We start from the raw sequence: 19,788 nt of genomic DNA on the forward strand, positions 1-19,788 counted from the left end.
TTGATTGGTCATAGTTGTCAATGTAGCATGCCTTCGCGCTTGCAATAAAACAGTCTCGAAATTCGCTTTAGCGAAGTTCATTGACACTAACAAAGGCAATACTGGACAAATTAACGCATGAAGTTGCAACACCTATTAGTAATTCTTGGTATCACACTTACATCAACCGCTTGCTCGAACTGGATTTATCGAATCGACGTTCCTCAAGGAAACTTCCTTGATCAAAGAGATGTGGAAAAGCTGCGTGTTGGAATGACAAAAGAACAGGTTATTTATGTACTAGGTAACCCTGTTGTTCAAGACTCATTCGACGATGACACTTGGTACTACGTTTACGATATGAAGCGCGGTATGAAAAAGCGTGGTGAAGATTTTCAAAAGCAAATGGTGATTAACTTTGTAGACAACAAAGTGACAACGGTTGAAGGTGACTTCGAGTTATCTGAAGACTTCAATACACCGCTTGATAACTAATTTTGTGTAAAAGGTAGCGTTTCTCGCTACCTTTTTTGTTTCTAATACCCTTCATAAAAACGCCTGTTTTTTAGAGATATATCGCTTACCTACTTGAGGTTTATATGGAACATAGTTTTTGGCACAGTAAATGGCAAAAGAACGAGATTGGATTTCACGAACCTGAAGGGAATGCACTTTTAGTAAAGTATGCGTCTTTTCTGTTTGGCGACGATAGTCCTAGCACATCTTTAAAGCGCATTTTTGTACCACTATGTGGAAAGACCTGTGATATTGGTTGGTTACTCTCCAAGGGTTGTGAAGTGGTTGGTGCTGAGCTAAGCGAAGTGGCTATTATACAGCTGTTTGAAGAGCTAGGTGTAGAGCCTACCGTTACCACTACTTCCAACGGTAAAATTTACGCTAAAGACGGTTTAACCATTTACGTAGGTGATATCTTTAAACTCACATCAAGCGACTTAGGTGACGTTACAGGCATTTACGATAGAGCAGCTTTAGTCGCGCTGCCTAGCCCGCTTCGCGAGCAATATGCTGCGCATTTAATGGCCATTACTCAATGCGCCCCCCAGCTAATCATCTCTTTCGAGTATGACCAGAATGAAATGGCCGGCCCTCCCTTTAGCGTAAACGAAAAAACCGTTGACGCTCTTTATTCAGTGGACTACAACATTCAAAGGTTAGAGCGCTCGGTGCTTGAAGGCGGTTTGAAAGGCAAAGTAGACGCTGATAATTTGGTATTTGCACTAACGGCGAAGTAGACTTTTTTAAGATTTGTTGCCAATACAAAGCGTTGAAATGGTTGCTTAATGGTTTGCGTTTTAGCGCTGATTACTAGAGACACTTAAGCTATTCATACCCACACCTGCTAATGCGACTTGCTTAAATAAATGGCTAGAGGCCAAGCAGTGCCTCTATGCCAAACAATATTGCACCTATCAACCCGCCTACGATCGTGCCGTTTATGCGAACTTTCTGAAGATCGCGACCAATATTCAACTCCACCTGCTCAGCCATTTCACGTTCATCCCAACTATTGATAGTGTCGCGTATGTGACGGGTTAGAAATTCAGCCAACTCAGGCGCCATATATTTAGCCGCTTCTCCAATGTGCTTATTAAATGCTTTTGCTAACTCACTGTCTTGCGTTAACGTAGTACCTAAATCGTTTAAAAGGCTCGACACCTTTGTTTCTGCTTTACCATTTTGCTGCTCAAGAGACGTTAAGAGCCATTGATGAAACTTGGCCCATGATTGCTGAACATACGCGTTTAACGCTGGGTCATTAACAATTTTTTCCCGATAGCTGTTTACCTTTTTCTCCATTAACGGGCTGTGCTGTAGTTCGTAGAGGAATTCGTGTACTTGCTCATCAAATGCATGGCGAATGGGGTGATGCTCATCTTCGTATACATCTTCCAAAATACTTGAAACCGCTTTAACAGCTATGAGTGCCCCCTGCTCGCTTAGCCAACTAGACGGCAATAGCTTTTCAATACGACTGTATTCGGTTTTTAGCCAGACTACTAACGTATCTGCTATGTAGATTTGGGTTTCTGGCTCTGCAAGCAGTGAGGCCAATTTCCCTAACACCCTATCAAGCACTACCTGATGCTGGCGCTCTTTCGTGACGGCGCTTAACGAGGTTGCCATCAATTGCCTAAGATCAAGTTGTTTAATGCCCTTCTGTGCGGTTTTAGCGATAAACGCTTTCACAGGTTTGTCATCGAGCACACGCAGAACGCCTGCAAAAGCATCGCATAGAAAGCGACTTAAACGGGTAGCGTTTCTATCTTGTGACAACCACCTTCCCGCACCCTTAGCAGGGTCGCTGTCCCGAATTAGCTTCTCTATTGCTTCAGGATGAAAGAACTTTTCCTTAACGAACAATGACAGGTTATTAGCAATAACAGACTTGTTACTAGCCACGATATTGGTGTGCGGAATGGGGTACTTCGCTGGAATTGGCTTAAATAATGCCGTCACTGCAAACCAGTCAGCTAGACCACCGATGAGCGCCGCTTCACTGGCCATCTTAATAAGCCCCAACCACCATGCTCCTTGCAAGCTTGGATAAAACTTGGGAAGTAAAACCGTTAAAACAAATACACTTGCGGCAAAAATCAAACAGGCCAATGCAAGCCTTTTAGCCTTATTCAATTGCGTGTACTTGTCCTGCATAAACTACTCCGTTTAAATTACTCGTTTACCATCTTGGTCTATAAGTGGTGTGCCGTCTTCTTTAGCAAAAGGGCCTGGTGGCCATACAGGCAAAATATCCAGTACAGCTTCACTTGGCCGGCATAATTTCACTGTTTCTTTCGCGTTATCAGAATAGGAATTACCTTCAACTCTCCCAAGAGGTAAAGAAACTGCTTTTTCGTTTTCAATTTTGGGAATGCAAACAATAGGCCTATTCACTAAAACGGGATGTTCCAGCATCAATTCAAAGATGATTTCGTTACTCACTGTTTCTTCAAGTAACCCTAATTCAGCAGCAGGCGACTTTGTTGTGCGAAGCGCTTGTCGAGGGTTAAGGTTAGCTGCATTCAATAAATAAGTTAGTTGTTCACGTTCCCACCCAACACGTAAATACTCAATAACCTGCACCTCATACCCAGCGGCATTGATCACCGCCAGTACATTCCTAGACGTGCCGCACTCTGGGTTGTGATAAATCTTTATCATCGCCACCTAACCTCACTAAAAAGTAAAAACCACATATACCAACATACTATTAAAATTCGAGTAAAATTCGAGGACAGACACTCACATAGGCTAAAACCTTGCCTGTACTCGTTGGACACACACTCAAATTGCTACCTGTACTTCTTGGACACACACTTAAAAAACAGTTTATGGCCAAATACAATTCGAGGACGGACACTCACATAGGCTAAAACCTTACCTGTACTCGTTGGACACACACTCAAAAAAGCAGCTTGTAACCAAACAGATGTATTCACATTAAGTGTCTGTCCATTTCTTTAAATAATTTCTTCAAGCGAGTGTCTGTCCCCTTCTGAGCTTAGGGCCATGTGGTACAGAATGGTCAAATTCGCCATCCGGTGACAGATGAAACTATAAAATTAGTCATTACACCATTGAACCAGTCTACCCCTCTTCGACATATCAAACTAACCTTTTGATTTAAAATGTTTTTTAAGAGTGGCATGATACGTGATATGTATTTTATAAATGCACAACAAAATTTGTGTTTGATATCAATACCGTCAAAGCGTGTTATTAAGTATTTATAAAACAATCAAGGATATAAGAATATGAAAAAGTCTATTATTGCTAGTGCAGCGATGTTGCTTTCAGCCTCTTTGCTAACTGGCTGCGTTATCCATGTTGGCGACGCTAGTGCATTAGAAGGCAGCGATTTCAGTTCTATTCTAGGCAACATTGACATAGCTGAAGGGAAGCACGCTGGCGATATTTCTTCTGTTAATGGCAATGTGGAAATTAGCGATCATGGTGGCGCGGATGAAGTCAGCATCGTTAACGGAAATCTTGAAATGGGTAGCCATGTGTCTGTCCGAAATATCGACATTGTAAATGGCGATGTAAGTGCAGCTTCACACCTCAATGTGCTTAAGGGTGTAGAGACCGTGAATGGAAATGTTACGCTTCCTACGCAAAGTGCAATTGGCGGTAGCGTTGAAACAGTGAATGGAGACATAACAGCCGTTGATACAACCATTGAAAAACACATCAAAACACTCAATGGCGATATTACTTTGTCTGGCTCTTCTCACGTTTTAGGCGATATCGTATATAAGGAAAGTGAAAGCGCTTGGGGCAAGAAATCAGACAACAAACCTACCCTATCGATTAGTGCATCGGTTACTGTAAACGGCAGCATTGTTTTGCACCGCCCTGTTAACCTAGACATTGAAAGCGATGAACTAAAACAAAAAGTCATTGTAAGCTACGGCAGTGCACAGTAACGTATTGGCTTAATCATTTAAGCTTACCTACTGGAAATGCATGACTGAACAAGAAAAGATGCTTGCTGGCGATTTATACTTTCCGTCAGACAAAACATTATCGGCATTGCGCAAGCAATGCCGTATGCAATTAGACGAGCTCAACACAACTTGTCAAAGTGACCACAAAAAGCGTACAAGACTACTAAAAGGGCTGTTTGGTAGTACTGGAAAAAGGCTTTACATCGAGTCTTCATTCAAATGTGATTACGGCGAAAATATTCACGTAGGCGAAAATTTTTTCGCTAACTTCAATTGTGTGATTTTAGATGCAGCGAAGGTCACGATAGGTGATAACTGCATGATTGCGCCTCAAGTCGGCTTGTACACCGCTACGCATCCATTAGATCCTGTACAAAGGGCAACCGGCATCGAGTTCGCCAAGCCCATTACTATTGGCGATAATTGCTGGATTGGTGGTATGGCGGTCATAAACCCTGGCGTAACGTTGGGAGACAATGTGGTTGTGGCCTCTGGCGCGGTGGTAACTAAGTCTTTTGGCGACAATGTGGTCATAGGTGGTAACCCTGCCAAAGTCATCAAAGAAATAGAGCAAGCCGAATAGAGCATGTGATGTTTTCGGTATCACATGCCTTAAAAAAACACCTTTACACGAGTCCATACCAAGTCACATCTATCGATTTAATCTGAACCGATAATTCAAAGACTCTTCAAGGGCCGCCATCAGTACCTCAAAGGCGGCCCCAAAGTTTAGCCTAGTAAACAGAGCTAGGTAAAATTAAACGCTATCCCCGTTAGTAGTCTAAAGACAAACGTGCTTTATTAATCGTTAATCCCAGTCTGGAGCAAAATCTGGGCTTACAATTCGGTCACCGTTATCTAGATCATCAATAAGCTCGAGCTCTGAATCAGTGAGATGTACACCACCGTAAGCTAAATTCTCCGCCAAATGTACTTTACTGGTTGATGAAGGAATGGCGTAAATGTGGCGTTTCTCCATCCACGCCAGAACAGCTTGCGCCGGCGTCGCATCGTGGTTTTGCGCTATTCGCAATAAAGTTTCGTCCTTCATTACTTTTCCTACCGCAAATGGCATATATGCGGTCGCTTTTATGCCTTTTTCCTTACACGCTTCAACAACTTTCTTATTTTGCATGAAAGGATGGATTTCAATTTGGTTAGTGTAAATCTCGCCTTTACCAAGAATCTTTTCGGCCTTATCTAACAAATCAATAGTGAAATTAGACACCCCAATATGACGAGTAAGCCCAAGCTCTTTCGCCTTGGCAAGATTGCCTAAGTAACTTTCTAGTGAAATATCATTTCCTGGATATGGCCAATGGATAAGAAGCAAATCAACATATTCTAGCTTCAGCTTTTCTAAGCTTTCGTGAACGCTTGGTATAAAGTGATCGTCTCCCAAAGATTCATACCACACCTTGGTGGTGACAAACAGTTCGCTTCTATCAAGGCCGCTGGTTTTTATTGCATCGCCAACTTGTGCTTCGTTGCCATAAAATTGTGCGGTGTCAATGTGTCGGAAACCAACCTCTAGTGCTTTACTGACTGATTCACGGGCCTCGTCACCTTTCAATCGAAACGTTCCCATTCCTAACTGAGGCATATCTTTCATTACTCTCTCCTTTTCCGTGTGACATTTGCTACTTGATGTAGCAGATTCATACGTTCCTACGCCATCGTTTGAAAAGAAGATCGCAATGCGCTAATTGATTAGTAGCATTAAGTTACCCACTCTGATTGTTAGTAGGTTTGTGTTTTATGCTGGCATAAAAAAAGCCGCTAGCATTTGCTCGCGGCCTTGAGTATTCAAATAGATATAGTTGGATATTACTTACGTTTAGCGGGGCGCCCAGCTCGTTTATTCAAACCTTGTTGCTTACGCACTTTATGCTTTTTAACCGAGCGACGCATGCGACTTAAACGCGCGTGGTCAAGTTTACCCTGGCGTACATTAACCATAGTTTGCGTTTCATCCGGCAGTTGAACATGGGTACGAAGGGCGTTCACGTCTTCTAATCCTAGTTCTACCCACGCACCTTGCGGTAAACGCTTTTGCAGTTCGATTGGACCATATTTAACACGGATCAAACGGCTTACCTGCACGCCTTGCGACTCCCAAAGACGACGTACTTCGCGGTTACGCCCTTCTTTCAACGTTACATTGTACCAACGGTTCATGCTTTCTTCTTCAGCATGCTGCGGCGTAGGCGCACCTGAAATTGTCAGGAATTTTGCTTCGCCGTCTTCCAGCTCTACCCCTTTTTGCAGGGTATGAAGCGTTTTTCCAGTAACTTCGCCGAACACACGCACGGCATATTCGCGCTCTACTTCACATTTTGGGTGCATTAGGCGGTTAGCCAATTCACCATCGTTGGTGAATAACAGTAGACCACTGGTGTTCATGTCTAGACGACCAACCGTGATCCAACGTCCTAATCGAATAGCGGGAAGACGGTCAAATACCGTATCGCGCCCTTCAGGGTCGTGACGGCTACACAATTCACCTTCAGGCTTGTTGTACATCAACACACGGCAGACAGGCTGTTCTGTTTGACGAGATAACAAATGACCATCCACACGAATCTGTGCAGTATGATCGACTCTATCTCCTAATGTCGCTTTTGTACCATTAACCGATACTCGGCCTTCTTCAATCCAACGTTCCATTTCTCGTCGCGAGCCTAGCCCTTGGTTAGCTAGCACTTTTTGCAACTTTTCAGTCATGGTTTTTCACTCTTTAATTGCTTGTTTACGGTCGCACGGTCTATTCAGACGGTGCCTCATTTAACACCTTAAGCGGCGAGTCTGATGCAACGCTTTCTGCCATATTTTCAAAAGCGTCGGCATTGGGCAAATCGCTCAACGACGTCATCGAAAAATAGTCTAAGAAACCTTTGGTAGTTGCGTAAAGCGCTGGTCGCCCAGGCACTTCTTTGTGGCCCACTACCTTTACCCAGTCTCGTTCTGTGAGTGTCTTTATAATATTACTGCTTACCGCCACGCCCCTTACCTGCTCTATTTCTCCGCGGGTTATAGGTTGCCGATAAGCAATGAGTGCCAAGGTTTCGAGCATTGCTCTAGAATACTTTGGCGCATTTTCCTGCCACAATTTGCTTAACCACGGGCTTAACGCATCTAACGATTGAAAGCGATAGCCACTTGCTACTTCCACCAGTTGAATGCCTCTTGGCTGATAATCTAACTTTAGCTCGTTAAGCACCTTACTCAAGGTTCTATCAGCGACGGTAAACTCATTGAGTACCGTTTCTTTTAAATGCTGCTTTGAAATAGGTTTATCAGCAACAAATATTGCTGCCTCAACCAATTGTTTAAGCTGCGCCGTGTTAATTTTCTTCATGGGCACCTAATTTTACATGAATTTTTGCATAAGGACCTGCCTGAATGCATAAAATTAGCTGTTCTTTTACTAATTCTAAAATTGCTAAGAAGCAAACCACTACGCCAGCTTTACCTTCTTCAACCGTAAATAGGCGTTCAAGTGGCGTATATTCTGTTGTTGTGAGTAAAGACAAGATGAGCGACATGCGCTCTCGCGTGCTCAGTGCTTCCCGTGCAATGGTATGGTGTTCAAACGCTTCAGCGCGCTTCATGGCCGCACTGAACGCCAATACAATTTCAGCTAAAGACACATCGGGCTCAATACGAATTGGCGCCACATTCTCACTTAGTTCAACGTGAGTGGTGAAAATATCCCGTTCAAGTCTAGGCTGAATATCTAAATCTTCTGCCGCTTGCTTTACTAGCTCGTATTCTTTTAATCGGCGAATAAGCTCTGCGCGAGGGTCTTCTTCTTCGTCGGAATCGTCACTGCGTTTAGGCAGTAGAAGTCTGGACTTAATTTCTGCCAATATGGCTGCCATCAGCAAGTACTCTGCCGCCAGCTCTAATTTTAGCGACATCATGGCATCCACATATTCCATATACTGTTTGGTAACATCAGCGATGGGCAATGTAGTGATATCAAACTTTTGCTTTCTTATAAGATAAAGCAGTAAGTCGAGCGGCCCTTCAAAGGTTTCTAATATGACCTCTAGGGCATCGGGGGGAATGAAGAGATCTTCAGGCTTTTCAATTAGCGCTTCGCCATTAATAAACGCAAGTGGCAACGGTTGCTGAACAGGTGTCGAAAGCCCCTGCTCAACAGGAGCCTTATTATCATTGTTATTTTCTTCAACAAGCTCTGACACAGTTCCACAACCGTTTTTACGCGCTAACAAAGCGGCGATTATTGATATTATTATTTACGCGTTCATAAAAGGGCCTGATGTGCGTTGCTGTACATCAACGCTCACCAGGCCCCAGAAATTTAGCTTATAGCTTCCTACAATAACTTTCACCTGCAACTAGCAAAACAAGCTATTTAAAACCAGCCTAACGAAAGTTACTCAAAGGGAGACGGATCGCCCGTGCCATGCCGCACAATGACTGGCGTGTCTTCCGACAAATCAACCACGGTAGTGGGCTGCTCTCCAATGTAACCACCGTGAATAATAAGCCCTACTTGCTTTTCTAAGTTGTCGCGAATGACATCTGGGTCTGATTCAGCCATGGTGTTACCTGGCAGAATCAAAGACGTAGACATCAATGGTTCGCCCAGCTCTTCCAATAATGCAAGTGCAATGGCGTTATCGGGCACGCGAATTCCAATGGTTTTACGTTTAGGGTTTTGCAAACGCTTTGGTACTTCGCGGGTCGCTTTCAACACGAAGGTGTAACGCCCTGGTGTGTTGTTCTTAATTTGCCTGAACGCCGTGTTGTCTACCTTTGCGTAAATTGATAGCTCAGACATGTCTCGACACATTAAGGTAAAGTTGTGATCTTTATCGATTTGACGAATACGACACAACTGCTCAAGCGCCTTTTTGTCTTCCATTTGGCAACCTATGGCGTAGCCTGAGTCTGTCGGATACACCACCACTGCCCCCTCTCGAATTAACTCACAAGCCTGACTAATTAGGCGCTTTTGCGGGTTGTCGGGGTGCACATAGAAAAATTGACTCATAATTACTTCCTTTTCTTAAACGCGCAGAACTATACTACTTTGCCAACGAGGTAAGTGTCTGTCCACTCGTAAAGCTTGCTGGTTAAGCTCGTTGGTAAAACTCGCTTTTAAGCTTTTTACCAACCAACTCTCGGCATTTTAATTAGCTTTAGCGCTCATCAACCGTACGTGAACCATTTGCCTTACCTTGCCCATTTATACCGAGAGCGTTACAAATTAGATTTCCTTAGCTCTCGGCCATCTGCCCTTCAAATTGTTTCCAATTATGCCATACGGGTGTGAGCTTACTGCTAATGCCGAGGTTCTTACCCAGCTCAGTCCAACGAGACGGAAAGTGAAAATCAGAGCCCGCCGATGCTAACAACTGATGGGTTTGCGCAAGCTCGTTAATAAGCTCTTGTTTAGTTTTATTTATGCCAGGAAATGCGGTTTCAATGGCGTCGCCACTGGCTTGTTCGAACAAGGCCACCAAGCGCCGTAGCCATTTTGCTGTCATGTCGTAATGGGCTGGGTGAGCCAGTACCGCTTGTCCACCTGCATCGTGTATCCACTCGATAGCCGTTTCAATGCTTGGCCACTCTGCTTTAACTGCAGCTCGTTTGCCTTTGCCAAGATACTTTTTAAACGCGGCGTCCATACTTGGCACACCGTAGTTGTTTACTAATACGCGCGCAAAGTGCGCCCGTGTCACCTGGCCAACGCCCGCTAGCGCTTTTGCTCGCGTTAGAACACCTTCAAACCCACACTTTTCGAGCTTATCAGCAATTTTTTCAGCTCGGGCTTCTCGGGTTTGAGACTGGCCTTGCAGCCGCTCAAGAAACGTTGGGCAGTGTCTGTCCACATTTAATCCAACTATATGGATATCGAAACTGTGCCAAGTGGTGGAAATTTCAACACCATCAATTATGGTGAGTGCTCGTTTTTGTTTTGCTTGAGTAGCGTGCGCTTCTTCTAAACCGGCTACGGTATCGTGGTCGGTAACGGCAAGCGCATCCACCTGCATGGTGTGCGCGCGAAGGATTAATTCTTCTGGGGTTAAGTGGCCATCAGAGAATTTTGTATGACTATGTAGATCTATTTTCAATGTCTTATGCAAATTTTAGGTTGACACAAAGGGCAATTTGTTTTCTTCTATACACACAAAGTATACGTACTAACGGCTTCAAATCCTATTGAAGTTTGGAAAAACAACGAGTAATTCATGCATTCATACGACATTTCGACAGCAATGACAGTTGCAGCTTGGTGGTGGCACTCCCTAACTTAACGGGCGGTGTGCACTGTAGTGCGTGAATGAATACACATAAAGGCCCGTTTATACGGGCCTTTTTTTTGTCTTTTTGCAGTTGGAGAGTAGCAAAAATGAGTTTAGCGGAACTGGGGATTTCTCCAGGTAAGGTAGAGACAATTGAGCAGGTGGGACACTATGTCGATGATCCACTTGCCGCGTTTGCCCACCTTTGTGGCAATAAAAATAACGCACTGCTTTTAGAGTCGGCAGAAATTGATTCTAAAGACGATTTACAAAGCTTGTTAATGGTTGATGCAGCACTGCGCATGGAATGCCGGGGCAACCGCGTTGAAGTGAAAGCACTGACAGGCAACGGCGCTTCAGTGTTACCTTTATTTGTTGACCACGCCCCTGACGGCCTACACATCAAAGAAAGGACAGACACTTCAATTACATTGGTGTGCGATCAAGCCGACGGTGAACTTGACGAAGACAGCCGCTTAAAGGCCGCAAGCGTAATGGACGCGCTTCGCATTGTTATCAATAAAATAACGCCAATTCGCCAACATCCCCACGCGGTTTTCTTAGGCGGTGTATTTGCCTACGACATGCTGGCAGGCTTTGAAAAGCTACCTGATGTTGCAGAAGGTGAAAATGACTGTCCAGACTTTGTGTTTTACTTAGCAGAGACCTTAATTACCGTTGACCACCAAACCCGCGAGACACATTTAATTGGCAGTGTTTTTAGCGGACAAGACGTTGCCCAGCAATACTTTGCCATTGCTCAGCGTTTAGAAGCAATTCATCAGCAGCTACACGATATGCCCGCTGAGCCAGCACTAGTAGGTGCAAATACAGCAAAGATTGCTGATGTAGAAAGTGAAGCACAAAGCGGACAGTCACTCGTTTCCAACTCAGAAAACTCAAACGCAACTGAAAACGGACAGTCACTTTCTTCTTTTGACCCAAGCGTCGAAGTGAGTGTTGATTTAAGTGATGAACAGTTCTGCAACCATGTGCTGGACTTAAAACAGCACATTTTAGCCGGCGACATTTTTCAGGTTGTGCCCTCGCGTACATTCTCTCTCCCCTGCCCGTCGCCGCTACTTGCTTACGCTAAACTTAAAGAATCAAACCCAAGCCCTTACATGTTTTACATGCAAGATGCCGCTTTCATCATATTTGGCGCCTCTCCTGAATCAGCGCTTAAATACGAAAGAGAAAGTAATCAGGTAGAGATCTACCCGATTGCCGGTACCCGTCCACGTGGCAAGCGCCCTGATGGCAGTATCGACAGAGATTTAGACAGCCGTATTGAGCTTAACCTTCGCGAAGACAACAAAGAAAAGTCTGAGCACATTATGCTGGTTGACCTTGCCCGAAACGATGTTGCAAAAGTGAGTCGCCCAGGTACGCGCTATGTGAAAGACTTGCTAAAAGTTGACCGTTACTCACACGTGATGCACTTAGTATCGCGCGTGGTTGGCCAGCTACGTGACGACTTAGATCCACTGCACGCTTATCAAGCCTGCATGAATATGGGCACCCTAGTTGGCGCACCAAAAGTAAGCGCAGCGACGTTAATTCGTGAAGTAGAGAAAAAACGCCGCGGCAGTTATGGCGGCGCGGTTGGCTACTTGAATGGTCAAGGCGATATGGACACTTGTATAGTCATTCGCTCAGCGTTTGTGAAAAACGGCACGGCTTATATTCAAGCGGGTGCAGGTGTAGTATATGACTCGGTTCCACAAGCTGAAGCTGATGAAACCCGCGCTAAGGCGCAAGCGGTAATTGGTGCAGTAAAAGCAGCGCTACAAGAAGAAGCTGAAAGTATCAACGTTGCATTAAATGAAGGAGGCAACGCATGAATCAGCAAGTGACCACCCTATTTTTGCTCGATAATGTAGACTCATTTACCTACAACCTTGTGGATGAACTGCGTACCTTAAACCTAGACATTAAGGTTTATCGCAACACGGTTTCAGCAAATGCTCTGTTTGAAAGAATGCAGGAACAAGCAACGAAAGGCCCTGTGCTTCTTATGTTGTCGCCAGGTCCAGGCGCACCAAGTGAAGCCGGCTGTATGCCTGAGCTACTTAAAAAAGTACACGGCGTGTTCCCCGTAATTGGTATTTGCTTAGGCCATCAAGCTATTGTTGAGCATTACGGCGGCACCGTAGGTCGCGCCAGCCAAGTTATGCACGGCAAGTCTTCTGCTATTTCCCATTCTGAAGACGCCATGTTCAAAGGCTTACAGCAGCCCTTACATGTAGCACGCTACCACTCTTTAGTGGCACATTCATTGCCTGAAAACCTTAACGTTTGCGCATCTACGGTAAACGATGACGGCAGTGAGGCCGTAATGGCAGTTTACAACAGCGAAGATCGCATGTTGGGTTTCCAATTTCACCCAGAATCTATTTTAACAGCCCACGGCAGTTTGCTGTTAAAGCAAAGTATTGACTATTTAACGTTACAGGGAGCGAACCATGCTTAACGCAGGCCCTCTACTAGAACAAATTATGTTGCGAGAATCACTGTCGCAAACCGAGGCATACAGCTTGTTTAACAGCATCATGCACGGTGAGCAAAGCGAGGTGATGATTGCTTCAGTGCTGACTGCGCTGAAAATGAAAAAAGAATCACCCAGCGAAATTGCGGGTGCGGCGAGCGCAATGGTGGCTAATGCACTGCCCTTTCCCACACCGTCTTATGAGTTTGCAGATATCGTTGGTACAGGCGGAGATGGCCACAACACCATTAATATTTCCAGTGCAGCCGGTGTAGTTGCCGCATCTTGTGGCGTGAAGGTGGCGAAACACGGTAATCGCAGTGTGTCGAGTAAGTCTGGCTCTGCTGATTTGTTTCGACAGTTCGGTCTTAATTTAGAAATTAGCCCAGAAACTTCTCGCAAGTGCTTAGATGAAGCAAATTTCACATTTCTTTTTGCACCGGTTTATCATGCAGGTATGCGCCACGCAGCCCCCGTGCGCGCTGCGATGAAGACCAGAACCCTGTTCAATATTCTTGGGCCACTGGCAAACCCAGCAGGTCCAACTCACGGCGTTTTCGGCGTATACTCGCCTGAACTGCTTGAACCTTACGCAAAAACCCTTATGCTGCTTGGCCAACACCGCGCAATGATAGTGCATGGCGATGGCTTGGATGAACTGGCGCTTCACGGCGAATCAATGATTTACGACCTTGAGCACGGTGATATTCGCAAGCTTACCGTTACCGCTAAAGACTTCGGTTTACCTCATTATCCTCTTGCTGCGATTGAGGGCGGTGAACCTGAAGAAAACAGACAATTTGTTGAAGCAGCGCTAAACGGCGAAGGTAAAGAGGCGCACCGTGCCGCTATCGCTATGAACTGCGGGGCACTGTTGAAAGTAACCGGCAAAGCATCAACCTTCAAAGAAGGGGCTGAAATGGCGATGAACGCTATGGCCGAAGGGTTACCCATGCAGTTATTAACGAAGGTTGCCAAAATTACTCAGGAGGTAAGCACGAATGGCTAATGTGCTTGAGAAAATTGTTGCAGACAAACGAGAAGAAGTGGCCGCACGCAAAGAAGCACTGCCGCTAGAAAGCTTCAAGGCGAATCTAGTTCCTTCTGAAAAGAGTTTATTTGCGGCACTTAGTGAGCCAAATGCAGGCTTTATCTTCGAATGCAAAAAAGCATCGCCTTCAAAAGGCCTTATTCGAGAGCATTTCGATTTAGACGAGATCTTAGCGGCTTACACGCCTTATGCTGCCGGTATTTCTGTGCTGACAGACGAGAAGTACTTCCAAGGTAAATTTGAGTACTTAGCTTATGTTACTGAGCGTGTTGCTCAGCCTGTGCTTAACAAAGATTTCTTCGTTGATACCTATCAAGTGTATCTAGCCCGTCACTATAATGCCGACGCAGTGCTATTAATGCTTAGTGTGCTAAATGATGACGAATATCGCGAGTTGGCAAACGTTGCCAATGCTCTGTCATTAGACATTCTTACCGAAGTAAGTAATGAAGAAGAAATGGAGCGCGCTATTGCCCTTGAAGCCAACATCATTGGTATCAATAATCGCAACTTACGCGACCTTTCTACCGATTTAGCCACCACCGAACGCCTTGTGCCCATGCTTGAAAAAGCCACGCACGACTACGTGGTTATTTCAGAGTCGGGCATATACACGCACCAAGACGTGCTTCGTTTAGCGCCTGTATCCCAAGGCTTTTTGGTGGGCAGTGCGTTAATGGCCGAGGCTGACCTACCGCGCGCAGTAAAAACGTTAGTGAATGGTGCAGTTAAAGTGTGTGGGCTTACCAGCCCCGAACAAGCACAAATGGCGTTTGATAAAGGCGCTAGCTTTGGCGGGCTTATCTTCGCTGAAAAATCGCCACGCTGTGTGAGCGAAGCACAGGCTTTGACTATAACGCAGAGCGTTGACGGTGCTTTTGTTGGTGTGCTCGTTAATCACGACATTGATGAAGTGGCATCACTCGCCGCCTCGCTCAACCTTTTTGCCGTGCAGCTTCACGGCAGCGAAGATGATACCTACATTTCAGCGCTTGCTGCCAAGCTTCCAGTAGGTTGTGAAATTTGGAAAGTCGAAGGTGTTAAAGCAACCTCTTCTGACGCACTACCAGAAACAGTGGACAGACACTTAAATAACAGCCTTATCAGCCGCGTTCTTCTGGATTGCCAAGTGGGTGATGCCAAAGGCGGTACAGGCGAAGCGTTCAATTGGCAGTTATTAAACGATATCGAAGCGAAGCATAAGTTAGTGCTTGCTGGCGGTATTAACGCCCAGAATGTTGCAGAAGCTATTGCAACCGGCTGTGGTGCTATTGATGTGAATTCAGGCGTAGAAACCGCACCCGGCGTGAAAAGCGAAGAAAAACTCGACGCGCTTTTTGCCATTTGCCGCCGTTACTAATTTAAATACAGGACAACGTAATGAACCAGTTAGATACAAAATTTGGTGAATTTGGTGGCATGTACGTGCCCGAGCTACTTATTCCAGCACTAGACCAACTGGAAAAAGCATTTTTGGATGCCAAGGACGACCCAGCGTTCAACGAAGAGTTTTTATCTCTGTTAAAAGACTATGCCGGCCGTCCAACATCAATGACGTTAACTCGCAACCTTGTGAGTAACCCAAAGGTAAAATTATATCTAAAGCGTGAAGACCTACTTCATGGTGGCGCACACAAAACTAACCAGGTATTAGGCCAAGCGCTACTTACTAAGCGCATGGGTAAAAAAGAAGTTATTGCCGAAACTGGCGCGGGCCAGCACGGTGTTGCAACCGCTTTAGCGTGTGCGTTGCTTGGGCTTAAAGCACGTATTTATATGGGTGCAAAAGACGTTGAACGTCAAGCGCCAAACGTGTTCCGTATGAAGCTTATGGGCGCAGAGGTTATTCCTGTAAATGCAGGCTCTGGTACCCTTAAAGATGCCGTAAACGAAGCTATGCGCGACTGGTCAGCGAACTATGATAAAGCGCACTATTTGTTAGGCACAGCAGCGGGTCCTCACCCCTTCCCGACCATTGTTCGTGAATATCACCGCATGATTGGTGAAGAGACTCGCGCTCAAATTATGGAAAAAGAAGGTCGCTTACCTGACGCTGTAGTAGCATGCGTGGGCGGAGGCTCAAATGCTATCGGTATGTTTGCAGACTTTATTGATGAGCCCTCTGTGCGCTTAGTGGGCGTTGAGCCTGCAGGTAAAGGCGTGCACACCAAAGAGCACGGCGCAACTATCGTGACGGGTACAAAAGGTATTCTTCACGGCGCTTACACCTTCATCATGCAAGACAAAGAAGGCCAGATTGAAGAGAGCTACTCAGTATCTGCTGGTCTCGACTACCCTGCTGTTGGCCCTCAGCATGCTTACCTTCACGACATTGGTCGAGCGGAATACGTTGCCGCTACCGACGAAGAAGCACTGAATGCATTCCAATTGCTTGCCAGGAAAGAAGGTATTATTCCAGCCCTTGAATCGTCGCATGCTTTAGCGCACGCACTTAATATGGCGGATGAAGCGGAAGAAGAGACCATCATCGTAGTTAACTTATCAGGTCGTGGCGACAAAGATTTAGCGCACGTTATCAACATTTTAGGGGACGATTTATAATGGATAGATATGCACAGATGTTTGCCGGCCTTGATGAAAAGAGCCAAGGCGCATTCGTACCTTTCGTAATGATAGGTGACCCCGATTTAGCGCAATCTGAAGACATTATTTGCCAGCTGGTAGAAAGCGGTGCTGACGCACTTGAGTTAGGTATACCTTACTCTGACCCCATTGCTGATGGCCCGACTATCCAAGCTTCTGCCATTCGCGCATTAAGTAACAAGGTGACGGTAGCAGATTGCTTGGGTGTTATTTTACGTGTTCGCGCAAAATATCCAGATGTGCCTATCGGCTTGCTACTGTACAGCAACTTAGTAATGGCACAAGGCATTGAGAATTTTTACAATAAAGCGCAAGAGGCAGGCGTTGACTCAATTTTGGTCGCTGACGTTCCTATTCGCGAGGCTGCACCTTTCCAAAAAGCAGCCGAAGCCACTGGCATTTCTCAGATTTTGATTGCACCGCCCAATGCTACTGACGAAACCATGGAAAAAATCGGGGAATACTCGAAAGGCTACACGTATTTGCTGGGTCGTGCGGGCGTTACTGGCGCAGAAACTGCCGCAAACGTGCCTGCTTCAGAGCTTATTGAGCGCTTGAACAAACACAAAGCAGCACCAGCATTGTTAGGCTTTGGTATTTCTACACCTGAACAGGTTAAATCTGCTATTGACGCAGGTGCCGCTGGCGCAATTTCAGGCTCGGCGACAGTGAATATCATCGCCGCTAATTTATCGGACAGCCACAAAATGCTGAGCGAGCTCGGCAGCTTTGTTGAAAGCATGAAAGCCGCTACGGCAAAAGGATAAGCGCATGCTATACATGATTTGTGCAACCGATGTGGCGGACAGTCTAGAAAAGCGCCTAGCGGCGCGACCTGCTCACCTTGAACGTTTGAATGCATTAAAAAATGCGGGCCGTTTAGTTATGGCAGGCCCCTTCCCTGCTGTAGATAGCCCAGACCCAGGCCCAGCCGGATTTACCGGCTCGCTAGTAGTCGCAGAGTTTGATTCACTAGAAGCTGCTCAAGCATGGGCAGACGCTGACCCGTACATCGAAGCAGGTGTTTACGATAGTGTTGTAGTTAAACCTTACAAAAAGGTTTTGCCTTAGTTTTTAGCTAAACGCTGTAGCGTAAAAAATAACGAAAGCCCCTTAAGACCGGATTAATCTGGTTTTTAGGGGCTTTTTCGTTGCTTCAACAGTAATGAAGCTAACACTTATTTATTAAACTAGTGTGGACAGACACTCATTTGCTAGACTAATGAGGACACACACTCGGAATTGTTTGCCAAGCGTCCTTTGGTTGATAATGGACAGTCACTTAATAATCAGCCAACAACCGTAATAAACAATCCCTTGTGGACAGACACTCGCTCCTGTGAGTAAGCGTCCCAGCCCCTCAAAGCTTCGTCATAAAATTGGCCCATAATACTGCGTTTAAAGATCGACCTTTTCGTGTTCACCCATCTCTTCTGGCTTTACCGTTTTACCAGTAAGCATTTTAAACAATCCCTTGTGGACAGACACTCGCACCTCTGAGTAAGTGCCCCAACGCCTCAAAGCTTCGTCATAAAATTGGCCCATGATGCTGCGTTTAAAGGTCGACCTTTTCGTGCTCACCCATCTCTTCTGGCTTCACCGTTTTGCCAGTAAGCATTTTAAACATACCTTTGAGTGAAGGGTCTGCATCCCACACTTCTGCATCTATAAGTTCAAAGCGAAGCATTAATAAAGAAGGATCATCTTTACCTTTCTCGAACCATGCTTCTACTGGATTAGACCAGTATTTATCAATCACCTCTTTACGTGATTCAACAGTGAGGTTGCCTCGTATACAAGCAAATACATCATGACCTTTGGATGCAAAATGAACCATGGCTTTTCCACCTTTAGCAATGCGGTTTTCTCGACTAGTGTAGAACCAAAACTCGCTATCAGCGTCTTTATCAAGTTGGGCGTACATAGGCTCGGCATGCATATCCTCACCAACCAGACTTACCATGACTTTTGGACTATCTGACATTGCTTTCCACATTGTTTTCTTAATATCGTTAGACATAGCTCCTCCTTGTTGAAAATAAGTGTCTGTCCGACGTTACTATTGAATTGAGCAGTTGAACTAAACGCCTTATTTTCATTTTATTGATTCATCTGAAGCTTATTCCTCGCACGTGGTATGCCAGAAAAGTCAATATCTCCCCGCTCAGCTGCCAAAAGAGTTATTGAGAAACGTAAGCTCTTCACTACACGCCAGTTAGGTACAGCTTTGGACACACACTCGTACATCCAAATGAGCGTTGTGAACTATTTTACAAAAACCGAGGACAGTCACTCGTTTGCACGATAAACATTGGTTCCCCTTAATAACAATCAACAAAGTGGACAGACACTTTTTCAAAGTAGGAGTAAAGATTACTCAATATGATTTACTAACGAGAGCACTTAAATATATGCGTCACTTTGAAGCTTAGAAATAGACTTGTGGACAGACACTCTCATTTTGACTTCCGGCCTCTTAGCAATTAAGTGTCTGTCCACAATATTTGCTCTTTCGTAAATGCCATTTACTTAAGGCTTATATACAGCTTTTGCTCCGCAAGGTAGACTAAACCTAGTTCAGAATGGGTTCAGTTAACCAAGTTATACTTATCTGTAGTTTGGCCTGAGTGGGATAATAATTGTGAGGTTGTATGAAATTATCGCTTCGTGTTGCAGTAGTTTGTTTAGTGTTAGCTTTGTCTAACACAGCGCCAGCTTTGGCGTTTCAAGACTCTGGCGGCGATATATCAAAAAGCGAAGCTGCTGAGCGTGCTCGCGTTGCTGTAAATGGACGCGTCTTAAAAGTTGAACAGACCTCAAAAAACTACCGGGTAAAAGTACTTAAAAAGTCAGGGCGAGTAGTATCAGTAGATGTAGACAAGCGCTCAGGCAAGGTAAAAACAAATAAAGATAAGGACTAAC

At 45.2% G+C, this 19,788-nt stretch carries 21 protein-coding genes; 12 read left to right on the forward strand and 9 right to left on the reverse strand.

All coding sequences use genetic code 11. The annotated features are described in order from the left end of the window. Nucleotides 1-117 precede the first annotated feature (117 nt). A complete protein-coding gene (locus WA381_RS13270; protein WP_012517879.1) occupies nucleotides 118-474 on the forward strand; it encodes an outer membrane protein assembly factor BamE in 357 nt (118 codons plus the stop codon). A 104-nt stretch (nucleotides 475-578) separates the two neighbouring features. Next, nucleotides 579-1,232, forward strand: a complete 654-nt coding sequence (gene tmpT, locus WA381_RS13275) for a thiopurine S-methyltransferase (protein ID WP_156086168.1) — start codon at nucleotides 579-581, stop codon at nucleotides 1,230-1,232. Nucleotides 1,233-1,365: 133 nt separating this feature from the next. Here tmpT and WA381_RS13280 read toward each other — a convergent pair whose 3' ends face one another. Further along, a complete protein-coding gene (locus WA381_RS13280) occupies nucleotides 1,366-2,652 on the reverse strand; it encodes a DUF445 domain-containing protein (protein WP_156086167.1) in 1,287 nt (428 codons plus the stop codon). A gap of 12 nt (nucleotides 2,653-2,664) precedes the next feature. After that, on the reverse strand, nucleotides 2,665-3,159 hold the full coding sequence (locus WA381_RS13285) for an arsenate reductase family protein (protein ID WP_156086166.1): 495 nt from the start codon (nucleotides 3,157-3,159) through the stop codon (nucleotides 2,665-2,667). A gap of 593 nt (nucleotides 3,160-3,752) precedes the next feature. On the opposite strand from WA381_RS13285, the gene WA381_RS13290 reads away from it, so the two are divergent. Both WA381_RS13290 and WA381_RS13295 read left to right on the forward strand, forming a co-directional pair. Further along, nucleotides 3,753-4,424, forward strand: a complete 672-nt coding sequence (locus WA381_RS13290) for a hypothetical protein (RefSeq protein ID WP_061485349.1) — start codon at nucleotides 3,753-3,755, stop codon at nucleotides 4,422-4,424. 40 nt (nucleotides 4,425-4,464) lie between these two features. After that, nucleotides 4,465-5,028 carry a sugar O-acetyltransferase gene (locus tag WA381_RS13295; RefSeq protein WP_061485347.1) on the forward strand — a complete coding sequence of 188 codons (564 nt, stop codon included), beginning with the start codon at nucleotides 4,465-4,467 and terminating at the stop codon, nucleotides 5,026-5,028. Nucleotides 5,029-5,253: 225 nt separating this feature from the next. On the opposite strand, the gene dkgB is transcribed toward WA381_RS13295, so the two are convergent. The 6 genes from dkgB to WA381_RS13325 form a co-directional block, all read right to left on the reverse strand. Beyond that, a complete protein-coding gene (dkgB, locus tag WA381_RS13300) occupies nucleotides 5,254-6,057 on the reverse strand; it encodes a 2,5-didehydrogluconate reductase DkgB (RefSeq protein WP_061485345.1) in 804 nt (267 codons plus the stop codon). Between the two features lie 215 nt (nucleotides 6,058-6,272). Then, entirely contained in the window at nucleotides 6,273-7,169 is an 897-nt protein-coding gene (gene rluB / locus WA381_RS13305) for a 23S rRNA pseudouridine(2605) synthase RluB (protein WP_061485342.1), read from the reverse strand. 40 nt (nucleotides 7,170-7,209) lie between these two features. Further along, the gene (gene scpB, locus WA381_RS13310; protein ID WP_061485340.1) at nucleotides 7,210-7,803 is read right to left on the reverse strand and encodes an SMC-Scp complex subunit ScpB; all 594 of its coding nucleotides are present in this window, start codon (nucleotides 7,801-7,803) and stop codon (nucleotides 7,210-7,212) included. Further along, complete coding sequence (locus WA381_RS13315) at nucleotides 7,790-8,653, reverse strand: segregation and condensation protein A (RefSeq protein WP_156086165.1); 864 nt, start codon at nucleotides 8,651-8,653, stop codon at nucleotides 7,790-7,792. The genes scpB and WA381_RS13315 overlap by 14 nt, the downstream gene beginning before the upstream one ends. 194 nt (nucleotides 8,654-8,847) lie before the next feature. Then, a complete protein-coding gene (locus WA381_RS13320) occupies nucleotides 8,848-9,468 on the reverse strand; it encodes an L-threonylcarbamoyladenylate synthase (protein WP_014948946.1) in 621 nt (206 codons plus the stop codon). A gap of 226 nt (nucleotides 9,469-9,694) precedes the next feature. Beyond that, complete coding sequence (locus WA381_RS13325) at nucleotides 9,695-10,552, reverse strand: PHP domain-containing protein (RefSeq protein WP_041449827.1); 858 nt, start codon at nucleotides 10,550-10,552, stop codon at nucleotides 9,695-9,697. 278 nt (nucleotides 10,553-10,830) lie between these two features. Between WA381_RS13325 and WA381_RS13330 the strand changes: the two genes are divergently transcribed. From WA381_RS13330 to WA381_RS13360, 7 genes are read left to right on the forward strand one after another with little or no spacing between them, the layout of a single operon-like run. Continuing rightward, nucleotides 10,831-12,567, forward strand: a complete 1,737-nt coding sequence (locus WA381_RS13330) for an anthranilate synthase component 1 (RefSeq protein WP_014978835.1) — start codon at nucleotides 10,831-10,833, stop codon at nucleotides 12,565-12,567. Further along, complete coding sequence (locus WA381_RS13335) at nucleotides 12,564-13,196, forward strand: aminodeoxychorismate/anthranilate synthase component II (protein ID WP_014978834.1); 633 nt, start codon at nucleotides 12,564-12,566, stop codon at nucleotides 13,194-13,196. Before WA381_RS13330 ends, WA381_RS13335 begins: the two co-directional genes overlap by 4 nt. Continuing rightward, nucleotides 13,189-14,220: an anthranilate phosphoribosyltransferase gene (gene trpD / locus WA381_RS13340; protein ID WP_014978833.1), complete on the forward strand. Its 1,032-nt coding sequence runs from the start codon at nucleotides 13,189-13,191 to the stop codon at nucleotides 14,218-14,220. The genes WA381_RS13335 and trpD overlap by 8 nt, the downstream gene beginning before the upstream one ends. Beyond that, nucleotides 14,213-15,622, forward strand: coding sequence for a bifunctional indole-3-glycerol-phosphate synthase TrpC/phosphoribosylanthranilate isomerase TrpF (trpCF, locus tag WA381_RS13345; protein WP_014978832.1), 1,410 nt, complete (start codon nucleotides 14,213-14,215; stop codon nucleotides 15,620-15,622). The genes trpD and trpCF overlap by 8 nt, the downstream gene beginning before the upstream one ends. Before the next feature lie 20 nt (nucleotides 15,623-15,642). Then, on the forward strand, nucleotides 15,643-16,824 hold the full coding sequence (gene trpB, locus WA381_RS13350) for a tryptophan synthase subunit beta (protein ID WP_014978831.1): 1,182 nt from the start codon (nucleotides 15,643-15,645) through the stop codon (nucleotides 16,822-16,824). Continuing rightward, nucleotides 16,824-17,633, forward strand: a complete 810-nt coding sequence (trpA, locus tag WA381_RS13355) for a tryptophan synthase subunit alpha (protein ID WP_014978830.1) — start codon at nucleotides 16,824-16,826, stop codon at nucleotides 17,631-17,633. The genes trpB and trpA overlap by 1 nt, the downstream gene beginning before the upstream one ends. A 4-nt stretch (nucleotides 17,634-17,637) precedes the next feature. Next, the gene (locus WA381_RS13360; protein ID WP_014978829.1) at nucleotides 17,638-17,937 is read left to right on the forward strand and encodes a YciI family protein; all 300 of its coding nucleotides are present in this window, start codon (nucleotides 17,638-17,640) and stop codon (nucleotides 17,935-17,937) included. A 484-nt stretch (nucleotides 17,938-18,421) separates the two neighbouring features. Here WA381_RS13360 and WA381_RS13365 read toward each other — a convergent pair whose 3' ends face one another. Further along, complete coding sequence (locus WA381_RS13365; protein WP_156086164.1) at nucleotides 18,422-18,886, reverse strand: pyridoxamine 5'-phosphate oxidase family protein; 465 nt, start codon at nucleotides 18,884-18,886, stop codon at nucleotides 18,422-18,424. Nucleotides 18,887-19,517: 631 nt separating this feature from the next. On the opposite strand from WA381_RS13365, the gene WA381_RS13370 reads away from it, so the two are divergent. Then, nucleotides 19,518-19,787 (forward strand): PepSY domain-containing protein, encoded by a 270-nt coding sequence (locus tag WA381_RS13370; RefSeq protein WP_014948937.1) that lies wholly within the window; start codon nucleotides 19,518-19,520, stop codon nucleotides 19,785-19,787. Nucleotide 19,788: the final 1 nt, after the last annotated feature.

It is taken from the genome of Alteromonas sp. CH_MED4-4 (assembly GCF_037029575.1).
GTDB lineage: Bacteria > Pseudomonadota > Gammaproteobacteria > Enterobacterales > Alteromonadaceae > Alteromonas > Alteromonas macleodii.

Coding starts and splice junctions, on each gene's coding strand:
- WA381_RS13335 (WP_014978834.1), top strand. CDS start 12,564: ATGAATCAGCAAGTGACCACCCTATTTTTGCTCGATAATGTAGACTCA.
- WA381_RS13290 (WP_061485349.1), top strand. CDS start 3,753: ATGAAAAAGTCTATTATTGCTAGTGCAGCGATGTTGCTTTCAGCCTCT.
- WA381_RS13280 (WP_156086167.1), bottom strand. CDS start 2,652: ATGCAGGACAAGTACACGCAATTGAATAAGGCTAAAAGGCTTGCATTG.
- WA381_RS13270 (WP_012517879.1), top strand. CDS start 118: ATGAAGTTGCAACACCTATTAGTAATTCTTGGTATCACACTTACATCA.
- trpB (WP_014978831.1), top strand. CDS start 15,643: ATGAACCAGTTAGATACAAAATTTGGTGAATTTGGTGGCATGTACGTG.
- WA381_RS13295 (WP_061485347.1), top strand. CDS start 4,465: ATGACTGAACAAGAAAAGATGCTTGCTGGCGATTTATACTTTCCGTCA.
- WA381_RS13370 (WP_014948937.1), top strand. CDS start 19,518: ATGAAATTATCGCTTCGTGTTGCAGTAGTTTGTTTAGTGTTAGCTTTG.
- WA381_RS13365 (WP_156086164.1), bottom strand. CDS start 18,886: ATGTCTAACGATATTAAGAAAACAATGTGGAAAGCAATGTCAGATAGT.
- tmpT (WP_156086168.1), top strand. CDS start 579: ATGGAACATAGTTTTTGGCACAGTAAATGGCAAAAGAACGAGATTGGA.
- trpCF (WP_014978832.1), top strand. CDS start 14,213: ATGGCTAATGTGCTTGAGAAAATTGTTGCAGACAAACGAGAAGAAGTG.
- scpB (WP_061485340.1), bottom strand. CDS start 7,803: ATGAAGAAAATTAACACGGCGCAGCTTAAACAATTGGTTGAGGCAGCA.
- WA381_RS13330 (WP_014978835.1), top strand. CDS start 10,831: ATGAGTTTAGCGGAACTGGGGATTTCTCCAGGTAAGGTAGAGACAATT.
- rluB (WP_061485342.1), bottom strand. CDS start 7,169: ATGACTGAAAAGTTGCAAAAAGTGCTAGCTAACCAAGGGCTAGGCTCG.
- WA381_RS13320 (WP_014948946.1), bottom strand. CDS start 9,468: ATGAGTCAATTTTTCTATGTGCACCCCGACAACCCGCAAAAGCGCCTA.
- dkgB (WP_061485345.1), bottom strand. CDS start 6,057: ATGAAAGATATGCCTCAGTTAGGAATGGGAACGTTTCGATTGAAAGGT.
- trpA (WP_014978830.1), top strand. CDS start 16,824: ATGGATAGATATGCACAGATGTTTGCCGGCCTTGATGAAAAGAGCCAA.
- trpD (WP_014978833.1), top strand. CDS start 13,189: ATGCTTAACGCAGGCCCTCTACTAGAACAAATTATGTTGCGAGAATCA.
- WA381_RS13285 (WP_156086166.1), bottom strand. CDS start 3,159: ATGATAAAGATTTATCACAACCCAGAGTGCGGCACGTCTAGGAATGTA.
- WA381_RS13360 (WP_014978829.1), top strand. CDS start 17,638: ATGCTATACATGATTTGTGCAACCGATGTGGCGGACAGTCTAGAAAAG.